This is a genomic window from Curtobacterium pusillum, from assembly GCF_007680845.1.
Classification (GTDB): Bacteria; Actinomycetota; Actinomycetes; order Actinomycetales; family Microbacteriaceae; genus Curtobacterium; species Curtobacterium pusillum_B.
In genome coordinates, this window is sequence record NZ_VEIY01000010.1 from 22,518 (window position 1) to 38,757 (window position 16,240).

The following is a 16,240-nucleotide window of genomic DNA, read 5'->3' on the forward strand; positions in this document are numbered from 1 at the left end:
CGGTGTCAGCTGGCACCGCGCCTCCCGTCCGCTCTGTGGTGACGATCACGGCGAGACTCGGCCAGGCGGACATCTCCCGGCCCGAGCAGGGCACGATCTGTCCGGCGGGCCGAGTCTCGGCGCGGCAGCTACCGCTCGGCGCGGTCCGCGGGCTCCGCCGCGGCGGCCGCGCGGCCGGCGCGCTGGGCGCGCTCGAGCTCGTCCGCCTCGGCTCCGCCGACGGCCTCGCCACGGGCGACCATGCCGGCGGTGTCGGACAGGGTGATCTGCGGCAGGAACAGCGCGAGGAGGAACGCGATCGCGATGAAGGGCAGCAGGTACCAGAACACCGGCGCGAGCGAGTCGGCGTAGGCGTTCACGATGCCGTCCTGCACCGCCTCGGGCAGCTTCGCCACCGTCGCGGGGTCGATGCTGCCCGCCGACGCCGCCGCATCGGCCGACGATCCCCCAGCGCCCCGGAAGACGTCGGTCAACGAGGTCGTCAGTCGCGCGGTGAAGAGCGCACCGAAGACGGCGGTGCCGAGGGAGGCACCGACCTCGCGGAAGTAGTTGTTCGTCGACGTGGCGGTCCCGACCTGGGTCGCGGGTACGGCGTTCTGCGCGACCAGGACGACGACCTGCATGATGAGCCCGAGGCCGGCGCCGAAGACGAACAGGTAGGCGCAGATGAGCCAGATCGGGGTGTCCGCCGCGAGCTGGGTCATCGCGAGCATCGCGATCGCGACGAGCACCGTGCCGACGATGGGGAACATCCGGTAGCGACCGGTCTTCGTGATGAGGTTGCCGGACAGGATCGACGTGCCGATGAGGCCGACCATCATCGGGAGCATGAGCAGCCCGGAGACCGCGGCCGACGTGCCCGACGCCATCTGCAGGAAGGTCGGGACAAAGCCGATCGCCGCGAACATGCCGATACCGAGCACCAGGCCGATGCCGGTCGCCAGCAGGAAGGTGCGGTTCCGGAAGAACGCCATCGGCAGCACGGGGTCGGCGGCGCGGGACTCGACGAGGACCAGGAGGGCCGCGGCGACGACGAGACCGGCGAACCACGCCCAGGTCTCGGGGGCGTCCCAGCCGTGGTCCTTGCTGCCGCCGAACTCCGAGAAGAAGACCAGGCAGGTCGTCGCGGCGGACATCAGGACCACGCCGAGCACGTCGATCCGCTTCTCGGCCTTCTTGGTCGGCAGGGTGAGCGCGAACCAGGCGACGAAGAACGCCGCGATCCCGACCGGGATGTTGATGTAGAACGCCCAGTTCCAGGTGAGGTGGTCGACGAAGAACCCGCCGAGCAGCGGACCGCCGATCGCCGAGAGCCCGAAGATGGCGCCGAGCGGGCCGAGGTACTTGCCTCGCTCGGACGCGGGAACGATGTCGGCGATGATCGCCTGCGACAGGATCATCAGCCCACCACCGCCGAGCCCCTGCATCGCGCGGAACACGACGAGCTGCGTGAAGTCGCCGGCGAACGCGCACCCGGCCGAGGCGATCGTGAACAGCGCGATCGCGATGAGGAACAGGTTGCGGCGCCCGAGGACGTCGCCGAACTTGCCGTAGATCGGCATGACGACGGTGGACGCGAGCAGGTACCCGGTGGTGAGCCACGCCTGGTGCGCCACGCCGCCGAGCTCGCCGACGATGGTGGGCATCGCGGTGGAGACGATCGTCTGGTCGAGGCTGGAGAGCAGCATCCCCGCGATGAGCGCGGAGAAGATGATCCAGATGCGGCGCTGCGTGAGGAGCAGTGGGCCGTCGGATCCGGGGCGGGCACGCTTGGTCGTGCCGGGCGCGGAGGCGCTCATGCGGTGGGTTCCTGTCCGGTGGTGGTGGCCGCCCGCAGCAGGCGAAGGTTCTCGGTGAGCAGCACGTCGAACGTCGGTCCGGCGGCTTCGTCGTAGGCGTCGTCGAAGTAGGTCTCGGCAGTGACCTTGAGCAGTGCTGCGGTCGCCTCGGTGACGATCCGCGCGCGGCGGTCCGTCGGGTCGGTCCACCCGAAGCGCGTCGCGACGGCCGCCGTGACCTTCGCGAGCTGTACGTCGGTCGCGGAGAGGAACCGCGCGACGAGGGCCGGCTCCCGCTCGAAGACCTGGCGGACCAGTGCCTCGTCGGCGCGGTCGATCCCGACGAGGTGCATCTGCTCGATCGCCAGCGCCACGATCGACGCCAGCGGGTCGAGGTCAGCCGGGACGGCTCGTCCGGCGGCGTACTCGACGAGGGTGTCGTCGTTGGCGTCGATCTCGATGCCGAGGACGGCGTCGTCCTTCGACGCGAAGTGGTTGAAGAACGTCCGACGGGACACCCCGACGGTCTCGCAGAGCTGCTCGATCGTGAAGCCGTGCAGCCCGTGCGCGATCGTCGAACGGCGCGCTTCGACGATCATGCGTCGGCGCAGCGCGCGGGTGCGTTCGGTGGTGCTCACCGGACGAGGATTGCACTCTCTCCCTGAAAGTGCAATGTCATGGAGTCCGGGCTAGAGCGCCTTCTCGAAGCAGAACGACCACGGCATCGTCGCCACGTAGGGCTCGTAGACCGGGATCCGCGTCCAGCCGGTCTTCTCGTAGAGCGCGACGGCCTCGGGCTGCTTGTCGCCGGTCTGCAGGATGAGCCGAGCGGCCCCCTGCTCACGGGCGACCTGCTCACCCTCGGCCAGCAGTGCGGTCGCCGCACCCTTGCCCCGGGCGGCGGCGAGCACGATGAGGCGCTTCAGCTCGATCTCCGCTCCGAGCCGTCGGACGGCGATGTGCCCGAGCGCTTCGCCGCCCTCGTCGATCGCGAGGATCGAGGTGAGGATCGTGGCGGGGTCGACCGCGAGCGCACGTCCCCGTTCCGCCGTCACGGCCGGGTCCTCGTCGTCGTTCGACGCGCCGTACCGCTCGTGCATCTCCTCGTCCATCGTGGCGCGGAGCGCCACCCCTCTCGGGTCCTCCCAGGCAACGCGTTCGATCGTGATCACGACGGACGATCCTGTCACGGATGCCAGCGTCGGCGCGACGTGTGCTCCTCGTAGGGCTGCGGGTCCGGGTAGGTCAGGAGTTCCACGGTGCTGCCCCACGGCGTCCGGACGTAGACGAACCGGTTGCGGTCGCCGGCCTCGGGTCCCGGGAGCGGCCGGGGCTCGCCGAGCGCGGTGGCCCCGGCGGCGACGACCCGTTCGAGGGTGGCGTCGAGGTCGTCCACGTACAGCGCGAGGTGCTGCCAGCCGAGGTCCGACGGCACCGCGGGGCCGTCCTGGTCCACGTGGTCGAACGCGAACAGCTCGATCCCGGGACCACCGGGCAGGGCGAGCATCCGGATCCGGACTTCCCGAGCGGTCACCGGCACACCGAGGCGACCCGTGGTCGCAGGACCCTCCTTCGGCGGGTCGTCGGCACACAGCGTGTCGTAGAGCACCTCGGCGTCGAAGGCTTCGACGAGGAAGGCGGTGGCGGCCTCGACGTCGGGGACGGTCACGCCGACGTGGTCGATGCCCCGGACGCTCACGCGGCGTCCGCCAGGGCGGCGATCGGGCCTTCCCCGGCTCGCAGCGCGGCGAGCACGGCCGCCGCGTCGTAGTACACCTCGGCCGCGCCGGCACCGCGGAGTTCGTCGCCGCCGATGCCACCGGTCATCACGCCGATGCAGGTCACGCCGATCCGGCCGGACGACTCGACGTCCCACATCGCGTCGCCCACCATGACCGCGGCGTCGGCCTCGACGCCGGCCTTGCCGAGCGCGACCTGGATGATCCCGGGGTCCGGCTTGGCCTGCTCGACGTCCTCGGAGCTCGTCACCGCGGTGAGCCACTCCTCGGCGTCGAGCAGTTCCCGCAGCCGGACGAGCTCGTCCTCCGGGGCACTGGTCGCGAGGACCACGGCGTGCCCGGCCTCGGCGACCGCCTGGAGGAGCTCGCGCGCACCGGGCAGCAGTCGGAGCCGCGGCTGGCGCTCGGCGAAGTACGCCGAGTGGTACTGCTTCGCGGTGTCCCGGGTCTCGTCCGAGGCGTCCGGCAGCAGCTCCTCGAGCAGCTTCGCGGAGTCCATGCCGATCGCCCGGTGGATGTGCCAGGCTTCGACGGACTCGCCGAGGGCGAGGAACGCGCGCCACCAGGCGTCGATGTGGGCGTAGTTCGAGTCGACGAGGGTGCCGTCGATGTCGAACAGGACAGCGGTGGAGGGTGCGTCCGGCATCCCTCCACCCTGGCCTGGAGGCACGGATCGCCTCTCAGGGACGACCGGCGTCCGTCAGACGGCGATCGACCCGCCTGCGGGCAGGATCTGCACCGGGACCGGTCCGAGACCGTCCGGGCCGAGGAACCGCGCCGCGGACTGCTGCCCGAGTTCGCTGAGCATCGCCTCGTGGATCTGCACGGCGTGCTCCGGTGAGACCGCACGGACGTAGTCGACGGCCTCGGCGGTGCTCGTCCACGGTCCGCTGGTCGGCAGCAGGAGCGTCCGCACCGGGACACCGGGCACGAGGTACGCGTCGCCCGGGTGGAACACCGTGCCGTTCACGAGGTAGCCGACGTTCGCGATCGTCGGGATGTCGCCGTGGATCACGGCGTGTTCCTCACCGAAGACCCGGACGGAGAACGGGCCGACCTCGAACGCGTCACCGGCCTGGACGGCAGCGACGCGGCCGTCGTGGGCACCGAGCTGCTCGACGATCGCCGCCGGTCCGCGCACGACGAGTGCGTCGTTCGCCTCGAGGGCGCCACGGACGGCGTCGACGTCGAAGTGGTCGAAGTGCTCGTGCGTGACGAGGACCGCGACGGCTGCCTTCGCGAGGTCGGCACCCTCGGGCGTGAACGTCCCCGGGTCGATGAGGAGGGTGGCGCCGTCCTGCTCGAGGACGACCGTGGCGTGGTTGTACTTCGTCAGCTCCATGCCCACGACTCTACAACCGTGTTGTACATCACCGCGTCCGATCCGGATGAGAGGACGCTCACCGTTCGAGCCGCGCCGCGATGTGGTGGAAGAGTTCCGGCACCTGCGCGAGCACCGCACGTTCGGCATCGGACAGGTCCGCGTCGATCACCGCCGCGAAGGTCCCGGCACGGGCCCGGCGCTCGCGGAGCATGGCCGCACGACCGGGCTCCGTCAGCCGGATCACCGAGACGCGCCGGTCACCGTCCGAGGCCCCTCGCTCCACGAAGCCGCGCTCCTCGAGCTCGGCGACCGTCCGCGACTGGCCCTGGTGCTTGACGCCGCGGGCACGGGCGAGGTCGGCGATCGTCAGCGGGCCCTGCCGGTCGAGCAGCCCGAGACTCGCGCTCTGGGCCTGCGGCAGCTCGTCCGCGAGCGCCCGGGTGGCGCGCACGATCCGCCCGATCGCTTCACGGAGTTCCTCGGCGAGGTCGTCCGGCGTCGTCGTCATGGTCTCGACCGTACCGGCGGAGCCGCACGACGGCGGCGACGCCGGACGTAACGCGGTGCCGGACGGGCCGGTGCACGACGGAGTGTGACGCGCCTCCAGGCCGGATCCGCGGCCCCCGGCGCAACGCGACGCAACGGTGGGACACGGCCCGTCACCGAGGGTGCGGACCCCGCGCCGCCGACCCGATCATCGGGTCCCATGACCACCGCCACCACCGCACCACCCCGGACCGACCGCGCAGCGGACCTGGTCGACGCGCTCGGACGGCTGCACCCGGACATCGAGGTGCGCCCCGCCGGCCGCGCGACGAGCGCCTACCGGTACGACGCCGGCACCACGCCCCGGAACGGTGCGCCCGTCGAGGGCGACGGGCCGGCCGTCGCGTTCCCGACCGACGCCGCCGCGGTGCAGGCGGTCGTCCGGCTCGCCGGCGAACACGGCGTGTCGATCGTGCCCCGGGGTGCCGGCTCCGGCCTCTCCGGCGGCGCCACCGCGACCCGGGACCAGCTCGTCGTGTCCACGGAACGCCTGGACCGCATCGTGGAGGTCGCCCCGCTGGACGAGGTCGCCGTCGTCGAACCCGGCGTCGTCAACGCGGCACTCAACGCCCACCTCGAGCCCTACGGGTTGTTCTACGCCCCCGACCCGGCCAGCTTCGAGATCTCCACGATCGGGGGCAACATCGCGACCAACGCCGGGGGCCTCCGCTGCGCGGGGTACGGCGTGACGCGGGAGTCGGTGCTCGGCCTCGACGTCGTGCTCGCGGACGGCAGCCTGGTCTCCGTCGGACACCGGTCCGTGAAGGGCGTCAACGGCCTCGACCTCACCTCGTTGTTCGTGGGCTCCGAGGGCGTGCTCGGGATCGTCGTCCGCGCGATCGTGCGGCTCCGGCCGATCCCGGTCGCACGCCGGACCGTCTCGGCGTTCTTCCCGAGCACCTCCGCCGGCCTCGACGGCCTCGACGCGATCACCCGCTCGCCCGTCCGGCCCACCGTCGTGGAGTTCTTCGACGAACCGAGCCTCGCCGCCATCGACGCGTTCAGCGGCACCGCGCTGCGGGGACGGGGCGCGTCCCTCGTGCTCGTCGAGCTCGACGGCTACGGCATCGACGAGCAGACCGCCGACCTGACCACTGCGCTGACCGGAGCCGGCGCGGTCGTCACCGCGGAGACCGACGAGGACGGCCACCGACTGTGGGAGCTGCGCCGGCACGGCCGAGGGCACACCGAACCGCAGTGGTTCGTCGGCGAGGACATCGCCGTGCCGAAGTCCCGTCTGCGCGACGTGTACTCCCGGTTCGCCGAGCTCGAGGAGCGCTTCGACGTGCGGGTGTCCGCGGTGTCGCACGCCGGTGACGGCAACCTGCACCCCGCGATCACGCGGGCCATCGGCGACGCCGACCCCGCCGACCGTCCGGCCGCGCTCGACGAGGCCGCAACAGAACTGGTGCGCATCGCCCTCGCCGCCGGCGGCACCGTCACCGGCGAGCACGGCATCGGCACGGTGAAGCGCGAGTGGGCAGCGCTCGAGCTGTCGCCGCGGCACCTCGCCGCGCAGCGCGCGCTCAAGGACGCCCTCGACCCGGCGGGGCTGCTCAACCCCGGCAAGGCCATCTGACCCGGTCCTCCGACCGCCCCGACCCCACCCCGATCCCATCCCTGCCCCACCCGATCCGACAGGAACCCCATGACCGACTCACCCCGCTGGCGCCGGCACCTCGCCGGTCTCGCGATCGCCGCTGCGGCGGCCCTCGTCCTCACCGCGTGCTCGTCCGGCTCGCAGGCGTCCTCGACCTCGGACGGCAAGCCCGTCGAGGGCGGCAACCTCACCTTCCTCATCCAGGGCTACGACAGCGGCTTCGTGTCGAGCAAGAGCGCGATCTCGAGCTACGAGGGGAACCTCTGGGGCGAGATCACCGACAAGCTCGTGTACGTCGACGCGACGGGGAAGACCAGCCCGTGGATCGCCACGAGCTGGGACCAGTCCGACGACGCGGAGCACTTCACGCTGCACCTCAAGAAGGGCGTGACGTTCTCGGACGGCACGGCGCTCGACGCCCAGGCCGTGGTCGACAACATCGACCTCTGGGCGCACGGCGACACCGACCGCGGCATCAGCAAGGTCGGGCTCTTCCCGTCGAGCAACTTCGTCGGAGCGAAGGCGACCGACGACCACACCGTCGAGGTCGACTTCTCGTCGCCCGCGCTCGGGTTCATCCCGACGCTCGGCTACCACGGGTCGATCCTGCTGTCGCCGAAGACCCTCGCCCTGCCGATCGACCAGCAGGCCGACCTGTCGAAGGAGGTCGGCAGCGGGCCCTTCACCGTGAAGTCGGTCAAGGAGGGCGAGGAGTACGTCCTGGCGAAGCGGAAGGACTACGACTGGGGTCCCGCGGCGCTCGGCCACACCGGTGCGCCGTACCTCGACACCCTGACCTACAAGGTGATCAAGGACGAGTCGGTCCGGACGCAGGCGGTCGTCGCCGGCCAGGCGGACGTGTCCTTCAACGTCGAACCGCAGGAGATCGACTCCCTGAAGTCCCAGGGCTTCACGGTGGCGACGCCGCGCTACCTCGGCTTCACCGACGGCTTCAAGGTCGACACCACCGCGTTCCCGACGAACGACGCCGCGGTCCGCAAGGCGATCCAGATCGGCATCGACCGCAAGGCGATCCTGAAGACCGTCTACACCTCGGACTGGCAGGCGGCGACGTCGTTCATCCAGGGCAACGTGCCCGAGGTCGCCGACGAGTCGGGGCTCCTCGCCTACGACCCGGACCGCGCCGAGCAGCTGCTCGACGACGCCGGGTGGACGACCGGCTCCGACGGTGTCCGTTCGAAGGACGGCAAGGACCTCGAGTTCACGCTGTCCCCGAACCCCTTCGTGCCGTCCACCCAGGCCGAGGACGAACTCATCGCGCAGCAGCTCGCGAAGATCGGCGTGAAGGTGCGGCTCAAGGTCGTCGACGTCGCCGGGTACGCCGCCGTGCAGGCCGCGAACCCGCCGCTGTACCAGACCTCCCGTAGCTTCGTCGACGTCGGGACGGTCGCCGGGGTGCTCACCAGCCAGAACGGCGGCGAGGACTGGTTCGGCCTCGGCACGAGCGACGCGAAGCTGAACGAGCTGTCCACCGCCGTGGCCACCGCCTCGGACGAGACCGCGCGGAAGAAGGTCGCCGCCGAACTGCAGCAGTACGTGCTCGAGCAGGGCTACTTCGTGCCGACGGTGCAGCTCGTCCAGCGGCTCTACCTCATCTCGCCGAAGGTGCACGGGACGAAGTACAACGGCCTGGCGTACGCGAACTTCGCGACCGCCTGGATCGAGCGGTAGTCGTGTCGTACCTCCGCTTCGCGCTGCTGCGGGTCGCGCAGGCCGTCGTCGTGGTCCTGCTGGCGTACGTGCTGACCTTCCTGGTGATCAGCGTGCTGCCCGGCGACGCGGTCACGAACGCCCTACGCGACCCCCAGAGCGGCCTCAGCGAGCAGGACATCCAGAAGATCGTGTCCTACTACGGCCTCGACCAGCCCGTGCTGCTCCAGCTCTGGCTGTCGCTGTCCCGGTTCGTGGTCGGACAGCTCGGGTTCTCGCTGCAGTCGAACCTGCCCGTCACCCAGGTCATCGCGGGATCGCTGCCGTCGACGCTCGTCCTCGCGGGCACGGCCCTGCTGGTGTCGATCGTCTTCGCGGTCGCCATCGCGTACGGCTCGCAGTACGCACCGGGCGCCTGGCTCCGGAACGCGTTGCGGTCGGTGCCGTCGCTCTTCCTGTCCGTGCCGAACTTCGTGATCGGCCTGGTCCTCATCTCGTGGTTCGCGTTCCAGCTGCACACGTTCGCGGTGATCGAGCCGGACAGCCCCGCGGCGACGTTCTTCGCGGCCGTCACGCTGGCGATCCCGGTGTCCGCGCCGCTGGCCGAGGTCCTCATCGCGAACCTCGACCACGAGTCCCGGCAGGAGTACGCGATCGTCGCGCGCTCCCGGGGGCTGTCGCAGGCGGGCCTGTTCGCCCGGCACCTGGTGAAGCCGTCGCTGCTGCCCGCGGTGACGATGGTGGCGCTCGTCGTCGGGGAGCTGCTCGGCGGGTCCGTGATCACCGAGACCATCTTCGGCCGGGACGGCATCGGCGTGGTCGTGCAGAAGGCCGTCACCACGCAGGACGTCCCGGTGCTGCAGGCCGTCGTGTCCCTGGCCGCGGTGGTGTTCGTGGTCGTGAACCTGATCGCCGACCTCGTGTCGCCGCTGCTCGACCCCCGGATCGAACTGCGCGCGGCGTCGACGAAGGCGCCGGCGACGACGGAGCTGGTGCCGGCATGAGCGCGGACCTCACCACCGTCCGGGTGACCACGTCCCCAGCGGTGCGGGCGGGCAACCGCCGCAGCGCCGTGGTCCCCCCGACCGTGCTGCTCTCGTTCGCGGTGCTCGTGGTCGTGCTGCTGTGGTCGCTCGCGCCGGGGTTGTTCACCGGCCAGAGCGCCGTCACCGGCGACACCGCGACGAAGCTGCAGGCGCCGTCGGCCGCCCACTGGTTCGGCACCGACTACCTCGGCCGTGACCTGTACGCCCGGGTGGTGCACGGCACGGCGTCCTCGGTGACGAGCGCCCTCGTCGCGGTGGCCATCGGCCTGGTGGTCGGCGGCCTGATCGGGCTGGCCAGCGGGTTCCTCCGCGGCTGGGTCGACGTGCTGCTCGGTCGCGTCGTGGACGTCCTGCTCGCGATCCCCGGATTCCTGCTGGCCGTCGTGATCGTCAGTTCGCTGGGCTTCCACACGATCAACGCCGCGGTCGCCACGGGCATCTCGGCCGTCGCCGCCTTCGCCCGGCTCGCCCGTGCGGAGACGCTCAAGGCGCGGGGCTCGACGTTCGTCGAGGCCTCGTCCCTCGTCGGCGGCTCCGGTGCGCACGCCCTGTTCCGACACGTGCTGCCGAACGCGTACCGGTCGGTGCTCGCGCTGGCCGTGCTCAACCTCGGCACCTCGATCCTGGTGATCGCGTCGCTCGCCTTCCTCGGCTACGGCGACGCTCCACCCGCGTCGGACTGGGGGCTCCTGGTGGCCTCCGGCAAGACGTACCCGACGGCGCCGTGGCTCGTGGACGCCCCGGCGATCGTCATCGTCCTCACCGTGCTCTCGGTGAACCGGATCAGCCGCTGGCTGCGGAAGGCGGGTCGCTCATGACGGTCCAGGAGGAACGGATCCCCTCGGACACGCTGCTCACGGTGCGCGGGTTGACCGTCGCGTACGGCGGGACGGAGGTCGTGCACGGCGTCGACTTCACCGTCGGCCGCGGGCGCACCGTCGCCGTCATCGGCGAGTCCGGGTCGGGCAAGTCCACGATCGCGAAGGCGGTGCTCGGCCTGCTGCCCGCGGGGTCGACCGTCAGCGGCTCGGCGGACTTCGCGGGCGACGACCTCGTCACGCTGCCCGACCAGCGCTTCCGGGCGCTGCGCGGACGCCGGATCGGGTTCATCCCGCAGGACCCGGCGACCGCGCTGAACCCGGTCCGGACGATCGGCTCGCAGGCGCTCGAGGCGGCCGCGCTCACCGACGCCCCCACCGCCGAGGCGCGGCGGGCCGCCGTGCTCGCCGTCTTCGAGCGCGTCGGACTCACCGGTCCCGAGCGGGTGTGGCGGTCCTACCCGCACGAGCTGTCCGGCGGCATGCTCCAGCGCGTGCTCATCGGCCTGACCGTCCTGCCCGAGCCGGACCTCGTCGTCGCCGACGAGCCGACGAGCGCCCTCGACGTGACGATCCAGAAGCGGATCCTCGACCTGCTCGGCCAGCTCCGGGCCGAGCGGGGCATCAGTCTCCTGTTCATCACGCACGACCTCGCCGTCGCCGCCGAACGGGCCGACGACCTCGTGGTGCTGCGGGACGGTGTCGTCGAGGAACAGGGGCCCGCTGCCGAGGTGTTCCGCGCCCCGAAGTCCGAGTACGCCCGGCTGCTGCGCGCCGACGTGCCCGCGCTCAGCCCGGACCGGTACCGGTCCGCCGACGCGGACGCAGACGCCCATCGCACCAGCGCCCGGGCCGATCGCCCCGCCCACATCACGGTCTCCGGGGTCGCGCGCCACTACGGTCAGGGCGACCGCACCGTCCGGGCCGTCGACGGCGTCTCGTTCGACGTCCCGTCGGGGACCACGCACGCGCTCGTCGGCGAGTCCGGTTCCGGCAAGACCACCACCGTTCGCATGCTGCTCGGCCTGGAACGCCCCGACGCCGGCGTCATCGCGATCGACGGCGCCGAGGTGCACGGCCGCTCCAAGGCCGAGCTGCGCCGGGTCCGTCGGCAGCTGCAGCTCGTCTACCAGAACCCGTTCACCTCGCTCGACCCGACCTGGCAGGTCCGGAGGATCGTCGGCGAACCGCTCGACCGCTTCCGGATCGGCACCCGTGCCTCCCGGGCCGCGGCCGTGCGGGAGGCACTCGCGTCCGTCGGCCTCGACGAACGCTTCCTCCGCCGCCGCCCCACCGCCCTCTCCGGTGGCCAGCGGCAGCGCGTCGCGATCGCCCGCGCCCTCGTGCTCCGGCCCGAGGTGATCGTGCTCGACGAACCGACGAGCGCCCTCGACGTCACCGTGCAGGCCGGGATCATCGGGCTGCTCACGCGCCTGCAGCGGGAGCTCGGACTGACCTACCTGTTCGTCTCGCACGACCTCGCCCTCGTCCGGCAGGTCGCGGACACGGTCACGGTGCTGCGGCACGGCCGGGTCGTCGAGTCCGGACCGGTCGAGCGGGTGTTCCACGACCCGCAGCACGAGTACACGCGCACCCTGCTCGACGCCGTCCCGGCAGCCAGCTGAAGGAGAAGCCATGACGATCACCACCGCCAGCACCAAGCCGTCCCTCATCCGGGCGTTCACCGCGCCGAAGGGGTTCGGCGATCAGACGCTGCGCGACCCGCGACCCGACGCGATCGAGCTGCTCGGCGGCATCCCGGACCCGAGCGTCCTGCCCGGGGCCGAGCTCGCCGAGGCCACCGCGCGCGTGCTGTCCCGTCCGGGCCTGCCCGCGCTGCAGTACTCGCGCACCGCCGGCATCTCCCCGATCCGCGAGTGGATCGCGGCACGCGAGGGCGTCCCCGTCGACCGCATCGTCATCACCAACGGCGGCTTCCACGGACTCGCCCTGGCGATCCAGGTCGTCCTCGAGCGCGGTGACCTCGTCGCGGTCGACAACCCGGTGTTCCCGCTGTTCCTCCGCGGGCTCGAGCTGGCCGACGCCGCGACGCTGCCGATCCCGGTCGGACCGCACGGGCTCGACCTCGACGCCCTCGAGCGGGAACTCGACGCGGGCGCGCGACCCCGCGCGCTCTACACGGTGCCGGACTTCCACAACCCGACGCAGGGCACGCTGCCGGCGGCCGATCGGGACCGCCTCGTCGCCCTCGCCGAGCGGTACGACTTCGTGGTGTTCGCCGACAACCCCTACCGGGAGCTCTGGTACGGCGACGGCCCCGAGCCCGTCGACGCCTTCAACCACTCGGAGCACGTCGTGCACGTCAACACGTTCACGAAGACCCTCGGCCCCGGGCTCCGACTCGGGTGGATCGTCGTCCCGGAACGATTCGTGAGCGACGTCGTCGCGCTCCGGAGCCGGCAGGACTCGCACAGCTCGACATTCGTGCAGGCCGTCATCGGCGAGCTCGTGACCGCGGACGACACGCTGTTCGACCGGACGCTCGACCGCGCGCGAGCGCTCTACCGCACCCGTGCGGAGACGCTCGCTGCCGCCCTGGAGGACACGACGCCCGGCGTCTTCGAGGTGACGGTCCCGGGTGGTGGGCTCTTCCTCTGGCCGCGGATCGCGGACGACCGGATCGACGCCGATGCCCTCGCAGCGGCGGCGAGTGCCGAGGGCGTCGAGTACCAGCGCGGCGGGTTCTTCCCGTCCGGGCCGGGCACGGACGCGGACCGGCACCTCCGGCTCGCGTACGGCCACGTCGACGAGGAGCGCCTCCGTCTGGCGGCGACCCGCCTCGGGCAGGCCGTCGCGCGCTTGTGACGTGACCAGGAAACGGTCTGGAGGCGCGGTGCCAGCTGGCACCGCGCCTCCCGTCCGTCACTGGGTGACGTCAGCTGCTGCGCACGTCGTCCGCAGCACCCTGCGCGTGGTCCTTGACGTCGGACGCGGCACCCTGTGCCTCGTCCTTGACCGTCTGGGCCGCGTCCTTCGCGGTCCCGCTGAGGTCCTGCGCGTGCTCCTTCGCCGAGTCGCCGAGCTGCGAACCCACGTCCTTCGCCTGCTCCTTGACCTCCTCGACGAGGGGTGCCGCCTTGTCCTTCAGCTCACCGGCCAGCTCCTCCTCCTTGTCCGAGGTCGGGATGAGCGACGATGCGAGCCAGCCCGCGCCGAACGCGATGAGGCCGACCGCGAGCGGGTTGCCCTTGGCCTTCTCGACACCGCGCTGCGCGACGTCCTTCGCCTGACCGGTCGCACCGGACGCCGAGCCCGAGGCGCTCGAGCGGGCGGAGTCGGCCGCGCCCATGACGGACTCACGGACGCCCTGGAACCGGTTCTTCACCTTCTCGGTCTGGCGGTGTGCGATGGCGGACGGGCTGACCTTGTCGGCGAGTGCGTCGACGTCGGAGCCGAGTTCGCCGCGGGTGCGCTCGATGTCGGCGCGGATCTCGTCTGGGGTGCTCATGGCTTCCTCCCGGTGTTGGGCTTGAGTGTCTCGGGGACTTCCTTGGCGGTCTCGATCGTCTGCGGGGCGCCCTTGATCTCCTTGATCTCCTTGCGCCCGCGGACGGCAAGGATCGCGGCGACGATCCCGTAGACGACCGCGATGATCAGTGCGGACCAGGCGTTGCCGACGAGGTAGCCGAGACCCCACCAGGCAGCGATCGACAGGAACAGCAGCGCGAACAGCGCGGTGAGTCCCGCGCCGCCGAACATGCCGCCGGCCTTGCCCGCCTTCTTCGCGGAGTCGGTCAGCTCCGCCTTGGCGAGCGCGACCTCCTGCCGGAACAGGCTGGACAGGTCCTTCGACACCTCGGAGAGCAGCTCCCCGAGCGGTGTCGTGGCGGCACGCTCCTCGGGTGTCGGCTCACCGAGTGGGGCGCCACCCGGCACGGTGTGGCTCATACGCCACTCCCCGTCGTCGGGGCGTCGCCGCCCGCTTCCTTCTCGTGCTTGACCTCGGTCGCGAGGGCCTTGGTCAGACGGCCGGCGAGGATGCCCGCTCCGGCAGCGAGGGCGATGAACGTGCCCGGGCGCTTGGCGGCGAAGCTCTTCACCTCGTCGAGGAGCGAACCCGGGTCGCGGTTCTCGAGGAACCCGGCGGCGGAGGTCGCGCGTCCGGAGAGGTCGCGGACGACCTTCGACGCCACACCCTGCTCGTCGTCGTTGTCGGCCATGCGGCCGAGCTGCTCGCCGATGCTGCGGAGGCCACCGGCGGCGCGCTGCTGCTGGTCGGCGGCCTGGCCCTTGAGGGTCTCGGTCGCCTGCCCGTACAGCTGCTTGGCGTGCTCGGTCGCCTCGGACGCGACGTTCGCGGCCTGCTCCTTGGCGGTGCCCGCGACGTCGGAGGCCTTGGCCTTGGCGTCACCGGCGACGTCCTGGGCGGCACCCTTCGCCGCGTCGGCCTTGCCGGAACCGGAGCCGCTGTCGGCCGGGCTCGGGCCGCCGTTGATGCCGGCGGTGGAGCCGGACAGGCCGGCACCGGAGCCGGACAGGCCGGTCGTCGGTGCTGCCGGCAGCTGCTCGTCGGCGGGGATCGCGTCGAGCGGCGCGTCGAACGGAACCTCGGCGGCGGTCTCGCCGTACGGGTCGTACGTCTGCGCGACGTCGGGGTCCGTCGGGCGCGCGGCGGGCGTGCCGCTCGCGAAGGAGGGAACCGTGACGCCGGGGTGGACCTCGTGGCCTTCAGAGGCCGCGGTGCGGTCGTGGATGGGCGTCCCGGAGTCGTTCCCGGGTGGGTTCGTGGTCATGGTCGGCCTTCCGGTTGTCTTCGCCCGCGACGTTCGTCGGGGCGCTTGCGCAACCGAACGTGCGCGCTGTGTCCTGGGGTGCGGTCCAGGATCGTCGCGAAACGCGGATGGGGCAGGGCCCCCAGCACCGGTCCGGTTGGATCGGGTGATGCCATCCGTCTCCGTCGTCGTGCCGGTGCTCGACGACGCCGACCACCTCCGCCGGTGTCTCGAGGCCCTCGCCGCCCAGACCGTGCGGGTCGACGAGGTGATCGTCGTGGACAACGGCAGCCACGACCACAGCGCCGCGGTCGCTCGGGCAGCGGGCGCGGTCGTCCTCACCGAACCGGTGCGCGGGATCGCCAGGGCGTCCGCCCGCGGCTACGACCACGCGAGCGGCGACGTGCTCGCCCGGCTCGACGCCGACTCCGTCCCGCCACCCGGCTGGATCGCCGACACCCTGCGACTCCTCGGCGACCCGACGGTCGTCGCGGTGACCGGCCCGGGTCGACCGCGCACCGGAGGGCGTCTCGTCCGCATGGTGTGGAGCGCGGTCTACATGCGGCCGTACTTCACCCTGGTGCGGGCCGCCCTCGGTCGGCCGCCGCTCTTCGGGTCGGCGATGGCGATGCGGCGGCAGACCTGGCTCGCGGTCCGGAGCCGCGTGCACCGCGACGACCCGGAGGTCCACGACGACGTCGACCTCAGCATGCAGCTCGACCCGGCCTGGCGCGTGGTGGCCGACCCGGCGCTCGCGGTGCAGGTGTCCGCGCGTCCGCTGTCCGGGCCGGCGTCCGCGCTCCTCCGGACCCGCCGGGCCTTCCACACGTTCCGGGTGAACGGACGTCGGGCGAACCCGGTGCGGCGGTGGGCGCGGAGGGCGCGGGTCGCGGCGCGTCGGCTCGCGGCCGACGAGTGGTCCCGCCGCTGACCTTCGGGAGGCGCGGCGCACCTCCGGCACTCCCCTCCGGCGCGCAGGCCCGCC

The 16,240-nt window shown here is 72.0% G+C and carries 17 protein-coding genes; 7 read left to right on the plus strand and 10 right to left on the minus strand.

The window, feature by feature from the left end:
• Positions 1-128: 128 nt before the first annotated feature.
• From FS825_RS16960 to FS825_RS16990, 7 genes are read right to left on the minus strand one after another with little or no spacing between them, the layout of a single operon-like run.
• Positions 129-1,799 carry an MDR family MFS transporter gene (locus tag FS825_RS16960; protein WP_144715342.1) on the minus strand — a complete coding sequence of 557 codons (1,671 nt, stop codon included), beginning with the start codon at positions 1,797-1,799 and terminating at the stop codon, positions 129-131.
• Positions 1,796-2,416: a TetR/AcrR family transcriptional regulator gene (locus tag FS825_RS18865; protein WP_260981295.1), complete on the minus strand. Its 621-nt coding sequence runs from the start codon at positions 2,414-2,416 to the stop codon at positions 1,796-1,798. The genes FS825_RS16960 and FS825_RS18865 overlap by 4 nt, the downstream gene beginning before the upstream one ends.
• Positions 2,417-2,467: 51 nt before the next feature.
• Positions 2,468-2,950, minus strand: coding sequence for a GNAT family N-acetyltransferase (locus tag FS825_RS16970; RefSeq protein WP_260981296.1), 483 nt, complete (start codon positions 2,948-2,950; stop codon positions 2,468-2,470).
• A 14-nt stretch (positions 2,951-2,964) separates the two neighbouring features.
• The gene (locus FS825_RS16975; protein ID WP_144715344.1) at positions 2,965-3,477 is read right to left on the minus strand and encodes a VOC family protein; all 513 of its coding nucleotides are present in this window, start codon (positions 3,475-3,477) and stop codon (positions 2,965-2,967) included.
• A complete protein-coding gene (locus tag FS825_RS16980; protein WP_144715346.1) occupies positions 3,474-4,163 on the minus strand; it encodes an HAD family hydrolase in 690 nt (229 codons plus the stop codon). Before FS825_RS16980 ends, FS825_RS16975 begins: the two co-directional genes overlap by 4 nt.
• 54 nt (positions 4,164-4,217) lie before the next feature.
• On the minus strand, positions 4,218-4,859 hold the full coding sequence (locus FS825_RS16985; protein WP_144715348.1) for an MBL fold metallo-hydrolase: 642 nt from the start codon (positions 4,857-4,859) through the stop codon (positions 4,218-4,220).
• A 58-nt stretch (positions 4,860-4,917) separates the two neighbouring features.
• Positions 4,918-5,349: a MarR family winged helix-turn-helix transcriptional regulator gene (locus tag FS825_RS16990; protein WP_144715350.1), complete on the minus strand. Its 432-nt coding sequence runs from the start codon at positions 5,347-5,349 to the stop codon at positions 4,918-4,920.
• A gap of 198 nt (positions 5,350-5,547) precedes the next feature.
• Between FS825_RS16990 and FS825_RS16995 the strand changes: the two genes are divergently transcribed.
• From FS825_RS16995 to FS825_RS17020, 6 genes are all read left to right on the plus strand, one after another.
• Positions 5,548-6,966, plus strand: a complete 1,419-nt coding sequence (locus FS825_RS16995) for an FAD-binding oxidoreductase (RefSeq protein WP_144715352.1) — start codon at positions 5,548-5,550, stop codon at positions 6,964-6,966.
• A gap of 69 nt (positions 6,967-7,035) precedes the next feature.
• Positions 7,036-8,679, plus strand: a complete 1,644-nt coding sequence (locus tag FS825_RS17000) for an ABC transporter substrate-binding protein (protein WP_144715354.1) — start codon at positions 7,036-7,038, stop codon at positions 8,677-8,679.
• Between the two features lie 2 nt (positions 8,680-8,681).
• Positions 8,682-9,662, plus strand: coding sequence for an ABC transporter permease (locus FS825_RS17005; RefSeq protein WP_260981297.1), 981 nt, complete (start codon positions 8,682-8,684; stop codon positions 9,660-9,662).
• Positions 9,659-10,522, plus strand: a complete 864-nt coding sequence (locus FS825_RS17010) for an ABC transporter permease (RefSeq protein WP_144715358.1) — start codon at positions 9,659-9,661, stop codon at positions 10,520-10,522. The genes FS825_RS17005 and FS825_RS17010 overlap by 4 nt, the downstream gene beginning before the upstream one ends.
• The gene (locus FS825_RS17015) at positions 10,519-12,147 is read left to right on the plus strand and encodes a dipeptide ABC transporter ATP-binding protein (RefSeq protein ID WP_144715359.1); all 1,629 of its coding nucleotides are present in this window, start codon (positions 10,519-10,521) and stop codon (positions 12,145-12,147) included. The genes FS825_RS17010 and FS825_RS17015 overlap by 4 nt, the downstream gene beginning before the upstream one ends.
• Positions 12,148-12,157: 10 nt before the next feature.
• Positions 12,158-13,348 carry an aminotransferase-like domain-containing protein gene (locus FS825_RS17020; RefSeq protein ID WP_144715361.1) on the plus strand — a complete coding sequence of 397 codons (1,191 nt, stop codon included), beginning with the start codon at positions 12,158-12,160 and terminating at the stop codon, positions 13,346-13,348.
• Between the two features lie 70 nt (positions 13,349-13,418).
• Here FS825_RS17020 and FS825_RS17025 read toward each other — a convergent pair whose 3' ends face one another.
• The 3 genes from FS825_RS17025 to FS825_RS17035 are packed head-to-tail and all read right to left on the minus strand — an operon-like array spanning position 13,419 to position 15,276.
• The gene (locus tag FS825_RS17025) at positions 13,419-13,991 is read right to left on the minus strand and encodes a DUF3618 domain-containing protein (RefSeq protein WP_144715363.1); all 573 of its coding nucleotides are present in this window, start codon (positions 13,989-13,991) and stop codon (positions 13,419-13,421) included.
• A complete protein-coding gene (locus FS825_RS17030; RefSeq protein WP_144715365.1) occupies positions 13,988-14,431 on the minus strand; it encodes a phage holin family protein in 444 nt (147 codons plus the stop codon). Before FS825_RS17030 ends, FS825_RS17025 begins: the two co-directional genes overlap by 4 nt.
• On the minus strand, positions 14,428-15,276 hold the full coding sequence (locus tag FS825_RS17035; protein ID WP_144715367.1) for a hypothetical protein: 849 nt from the start codon (positions 15,274-15,276) through the stop codon (positions 14,428-14,430). Before FS825_RS17035 ends, FS825_RS17030 begins: the two co-directional genes overlap by 4 nt.
• 148 nt (positions 15,277-15,424) lie before the next feature.
• Between FS825_RS17035 and FS825_RS17040 the strand changes: the two genes are divergently transcribed.
• Positions 15,425-16,186: a glycosyltransferase family 2 protein gene (locus FS825_RS17040; RefSeq protein WP_144715369.1), complete on the plus strand. Its 762-nt coding sequence runs from the start codon at positions 15,425-15,427 to the stop codon at positions 16,184-16,186.
• The last annotated feature ends 54 nt before the right edge of the window (positions 16,187-16,240 follow it).